Source organism: Bacillus cereus group sp. BfR-BA-01522 (genome assembly GCF_022662635.1).
GTDB classification, from domain to species: domain Bacteria; phylum Bacillota; class Bacilli; order Bacillales; family Bacillaceae_G; genus Bacillus_A; species Bacillus_A cytotoxicus.
Genome location: NZ_JAKUDY010000032.1, coordinates 1 through 4819, shown reverse-complemented (window position 1 = coordinate 4819; position 4819 = coordinate 1). Strand labels below are relative to the sequence as shown.

Genomic DNA, 4819 nt, shown 5'->3' with positions numbered 1-4819 from the left:
GTTCGATTCCGTCCCGAGCCACCATTTTGAATTAGCGAGCCGGCTTAGCTCAATTGGTAGAGCAACTGACTTGTAATCAGTAGGTTGGGGGTTCAAGTCCTCTAGCCGGCATCGTTTAGGGGCATAGTTTAACGGTAGAACAGAGGTCTCCAAAACCTCCGGTGTGGGTTCGATTCCTACTGCCCCTGTTTAGAAATATGGGCCTATAGCTCAGCTGGTTAGAGCGCACGCCTGATAAGCGTGAGGTCGATGGTTCAAGTCCATTTAGGCCCATCATCATATTCCGCAGTAGCTCAGTGGTAGAGCTATCGGCTGTTAACCGATCGGTCGTAGGTTCGAGTCCTACCTGCGGAGCCATGGCCCGTTGGTCAAGTGGTTAAGACACCGCCCTTTCACGGCGGTAACACGGGTTCGAATCCCGTACGGGTCATAAAAAAGAGTCAGCATAATTGCTGACTCTTTTTTCTTATGTTACGTATACTTGTTCCTTTTACATACGATGTTGTAAATCTAAACAAATATGAAGAGAAGTATTTGAAATAAATAAAGGGAATTTGGAAAAACTATGGTATGTATTAAAAGGAGGGAACAAATAATATGCTATTTGTAAGAGATTTGATGAGTACAAATATTGTACAATGTACGCCTTTAGATAATGTGTATGAAGCAGCCGTTAAAATGAAAGAAGAAGAAATTGGTATGATCCCGGTCGTCGATAATAATCAAATTGTTGGTCTTGTTACAGATCGCGACTTAGTTGTTCGTGGAATTGCTGAGAAGCATCCAGGGTCTAATAAAATTACAAATGTGATGACCACAAATATTGTTTCAGTAGCACCTAACGATCCGGTTGAGAAGGCAACAGAGTTAATGGCAAGGCATCAAGTGAGAAGGTTGCCAGTAGTAGAGAATGGAGTACTCGTTGGAATGTTAGCATTAGGAGATTTAGCAACAGTAGAAGCAGCTGATGATCAAGCTGGTTTTGCCTTAGGTGAAATATCCGAGCATACAAAAGGATTACATGAACTTTAAGACAGTTATGTAAACTTTGATGAATAAAGAATGAGAATCAGATACATTATTCTTACAATTAGAATGCAAAGGCATTGTGAGTGTAATGTATCTGAAATAAAATTCAAAGATCATTGCTATATTTGAAAAGTTTTTTAAAATTTTTATTCTTAATTTTTATCACGATAAAAAATGATATACTAATAGATATGAGAGTTATGAGTGATTTTGAATATAGCAATATTTGTTGAGTTTTTATTATTAACAAACTTTAGCGTGTTTATATAGAAGGGAAAATTGAAAGGGGAGTTATATGAAAGCTGTGCAGGGAAATCCGAATTGGAATTTGGTTATTGATACATACGTGGAACCAAAAGATTTTGCTGATTTATTTTCTTTACTTGTACCTTGTCGTCCAAAAGGTGAAGAGAAAGAGAGAACACTTCTAGTATGGAAAGAAAAAGAGTTTTACAAAGAAGAAAATTTGATTCCATTCATTTTATATGGAATGAACAAAGCAAAAGAATTACCTCAATTTCATAAAGATGAGATTCCTACATTGGTGCGTATTGTTCGTTTATGTCAAGAGATTGGTTGGTATCAAGAAGCATATACATTTATGGTAAATCAAAGGTTAGATGAATTTGTATATACTTCAATGGAGTATGAAACGTGGGATTCCATAACACAAATTGTCGCTTTAAACTATTTAATTATTAAGTACCGTGTTGGAGAATTAAAAAGTGAAGATGTAGCGATTTGGAATAGAGTAAAATTTAATGAAAAATGTATAGAAGAATATAGAGAATTAGTATCTCATAAAGAAGTCTTAGAGTTCACATTCTTTTACCTATGTAAACAAGCAAAATCTCTTTCTAAAAAAGAATTAAATGATGACATGATGAACCTAGCAATACATTGCAATACATATTTAGGTGATTTATACACATTTGACTTATTAAGAAAATATCGCAAATGCACAGATTTTCTTTCATACTATGGACCTAATCATGCTGTTATTGCATGTCAGAGAGCTGTTATTTCTCAAATATCAGATCGACTTGATCCATTAAAAACAACACATGTTGATGATTATTTATATGTTATGAAAGAAATGATGGAACATATGACAATCGAGATTATGAACAGCTATGGACACTTTATTGGTAAGCTATTATCTTACATACCATTCTTTGAAATGATTCAAGTTCCTCAGCATGCATATTATTGTGAAGAACTCTTGCATGTATGTAAAGGAATTGAATATAAGGAAGAAATTTTACGGAATTATATTTTTATACAGTTACATGATTGTTTACCGTCATTCTTTAGAGTGTTTTTAAAGAACAAACGTTATGCAACTATTCATGACATTTTATTTTACTGGTGTGACGATGAACAGAGAATGAGTCTAGAAAAAAAATATAACTTAAGCTTCATTTATGAGAAGTATGCATGTGGCTAAAAACAAATACATAAGTAAAAGGGATCTCATGTAAATTGAGATCCCTTTTACTTAGTAGTATGAATTAGCAGCCTTGATTTTCTTATACATCAAAGAAAGTAATTTGTTTTCTCTTTCTAGATCCCTGGCTGCTTTTGTTTTTCTTGTTTCTTTTGTTTATCAGGAACATTAATATATTGGGATATAACTAGTAAGATTCCCAAGAAGAATACAGGGAATATGGAAGATAGATAAAAGCCACCATTTACTACGTTTGTTATAAAAGCACTTAAAAGAAAAAGCATAACGTAAATATGAGCAATTTTTTGTTTCAGTCGAATTTGAAATGCTTCCATCATAATTTCTAAAATAACAAAAGTAATAACAATAGATAAAAATACAATGCTTGTATTATAAATAATTAAACAACAAATTAAGCCAAAGAAGGCTATAGATTCAATCATTAATGGGATATTGCGTGGCATAGTATTTACCTAACTAAATATGGCAGTGGATCCACTGCATTCGTTTTTTCAAAATTCCATTCTCCATTATGTAATTCAAAATGAAGATGTTGTCCAAAGGAATGTCCTGTATTTCCCATATGTCCTAATAGTTGTCCAACCTGTACGTGGTCTCCTACCTTTACAGCGCGATCTTTCATATGAGCATAAACAGTTGTATACAATTTTCCATTGATCCGATGAGCAACGAAAACAACATTCCCATAGCTTGCTGAATAATAAGACTTCACAACTTTTCCTGAAGCGGCTGCATGAATAGAAACATTCCCTTGTGCAGCAATATCTACTCCATAATGCATTTGTTCCCAGCGCATATCAAATGTTGAACTAATTTTTCCTTGTGTCGGAAATTTAAAAACAGCTGGGATAGAAGGATTTGTCTTTTTATTTTGCGCCTGATTTTGGAGGATATAATGTTTGGCTACATAGCCATACGCTGTGCCGAAGCGAATTTTATACCAAGTTCCGACTGTTTCTACAACCTGAACTTGTGTACCGTTTTGTAAAGAGCCGATAATCGCACTATTCGTTCCCGCATTACTACGCACGTTTAGTTTTGGAGTAGCAACGGTATAGGTAGGAGTGTTTTGCACGGTAATTCCTTTTACTAAAGGTTTTGAACCGCTAGATACAAAGTCTTTTTGTACATATCCAATTTGTCCGTTGTGAAAAATTTTATACCAATTTCCTTGTGTTTCTTGGACTGCAACGAACTTACCATTCGGTAATACGTCAAGAATAGAAGATTCTGTATTCGGTTCAGAACGAACATTTAACGCATTTGCATGTACAATATATTGCTCGCTTCTCTTACTAGATTTTGTAAATGTAATAGCATCTTTTTTTATGTAACCGATCTGATTATGAATATTTACTTTATACCAGTCGTGAACTGTTTCAAGAATGGTAACAGGGGTGTTATAGGGGATGCTACCAATTGAATCATTGTTGACGCTTGTAGTTGGATATAAGTTTACTTTATCTACCTTCACATAGCCAGTCTTTGCTTTTGCTGTTTGCTGTGCAGCAGCTGTCTGCGTATCTACTTCTGTTACAGAAGGAAGTAAGGAAGCAATTGCGACAGTAGTTGCTGTTAAAGCTGTAGCTTTCAAGTTCATATAATCAAGGCCTCCTCTAGATGTAATACTGTACCTTTTATTATAGTATAAAGATAGAATCGAGTGGGGCTTATTCACATAAATGTAATATGAAATCAATAGAAAAATAATGTTAAATGTATAGATGTTTGCTTTTTTATAAGAAAATAGTGCAATGCCATGCGAAATCAAAAAGAGAGAATGCTTTCTTGTATCCCTCTATTTTCGGGTAGTAAGAATCCCACTTCAAGATTCGAAGAGAAACAAGGAAACTGGGAGCTCATATGCAGCGTATTTCTCATTTTATTATTAGGTGGATAATTAAGAAAATTAAAATAGTTGCTGAAGCTTGATGACGGTGTTATACTGACAATGGTAATTTTATATTGTGCTAGGAGAGTTGGTGTTGCCAACTGAGAGTAAGGCCGTGAGTCTTTGATCCTTTTATTACCTGATCTAGGTTATGCTAGCGTAGGGAAGCAATTTGGACGAAAGTATAAGTCCCCGTTTCTTTGCGCATGGAAACGGGGCTTTTTTATTTTATCTTTTTAGGCGAGAAGACACCCACCTCAAGGAACGTGCAGGGCATAGCCCAATGAGTAGGTGGGGGATGAATCGCCTTCGGATAGGGTGTGGCTTATGCCACGTTAACGATCCGACACACTTAAACCTTTACGAATAAGCTCGTAAACCGCACCTGCAAAACTCGTGATGTAATTTTCTTTTTGGTATTTTTCGATTTC

At 35.2% G+C, this 4819-nt stretch carries 4 protein-coding genes, 5 tRNA genes and 1 riboswitch; of the genes, 7 read left to right on the top strand and 2 right to left on the bottom strand.

The genetic code is table 11. The features are described from left to right. The first annotated feature begins 38 nt into the window (after positions 1 to 38). The 7 genes from MR059_RS21330 (at position 39) to MR059_RS21300 (ending at position 2476) form a co-directional block, all read left to right on the top strand. Positions 39 to 111: transfer RNA gene (locus tag MR059_RS21330), tRNA-Thr, on the top strand. Between the two features lie 6 nt (positions 112 to 117). After that, positions 118 to 188 (top strand) — tRNA-Trp (locus MR059_RS21325). Positions 189 to 199: 11 nt separating this feature from the next. Continuing rightward, a tRNA-Ile gene (locus MR059_RS21320) sits at positions 200 to 273 on the top strand. A gap of 9 nt (positions 274 to 282) precedes the next feature. Then, a tRNA-Asn gene (locus tag MR059_RS21315) sits at positions 283 to 357 on the top strand. A gap of 1 nt (position 358) precedes the next feature. Then, positions 359 to 430 (top strand) — tRNA-Glu (locus MR059_RS21310). 167 nt (positions 431 to 597) lie between these two features. Continuing rightward, entirely contained in the window at positions 598 to 1032 is a 435-nt protein-coding gene (locus MR059_RS21305) for a CBS domain-containing protein (protein WP_011983711.1), read from the top strand. Positions 1033 to 1324: 292 nt separating this feature from the next. Continuing rightward, positions 1325 to 2476 carry a DUF3965 domain-containing protein gene (locus MR059_RS21300; RefSeq protein WP_011983712.1) on the top strand — a complete coding sequence of 384 codons (1152 nt, stop codon included), beginning with the start codon at positions 1325 to 1327 and terminating at the stop codon, positions 2474 to 2476. A 116-nt stretch (positions 2477 to 2592) separates the two neighbouring features. On the opposite strand, the gene MR059_RS21295 is transcribed toward MR059_RS21300, so the two are convergent. After that, positions 2593 to 2940 carry a hypothetical protein gene (locus MR059_RS21295; protein ID WP_011983713.1) on the bottom strand — a complete coding sequence of 116 codons (348 nt, stop codon included), beginning with the start codon at positions 2938 to 2940 and terminating at the stop codon, positions 2593 to 2595. Between the two features lie 5 nt (positions 2941 to 2945). Next, positions 2946 to 4097: an SH3 domain-containing protein gene (locus MR059_RS21290; RefSeq protein ID WP_011983714.1), complete on the bottom strand. Its 1152-nt coding sequence runs from the start codon at positions 4095 to 4097 to the stop codon at positions 2946 to 2948. Positions 4098 to 4459: 362 nt separating this feature from the next. After that, positions 4460 to 4571: riboswitch (TPP riboswitch) on the top strand. The last annotated feature ends 248 nt before the right edge of the window (positions 4572 to 4819 follow it).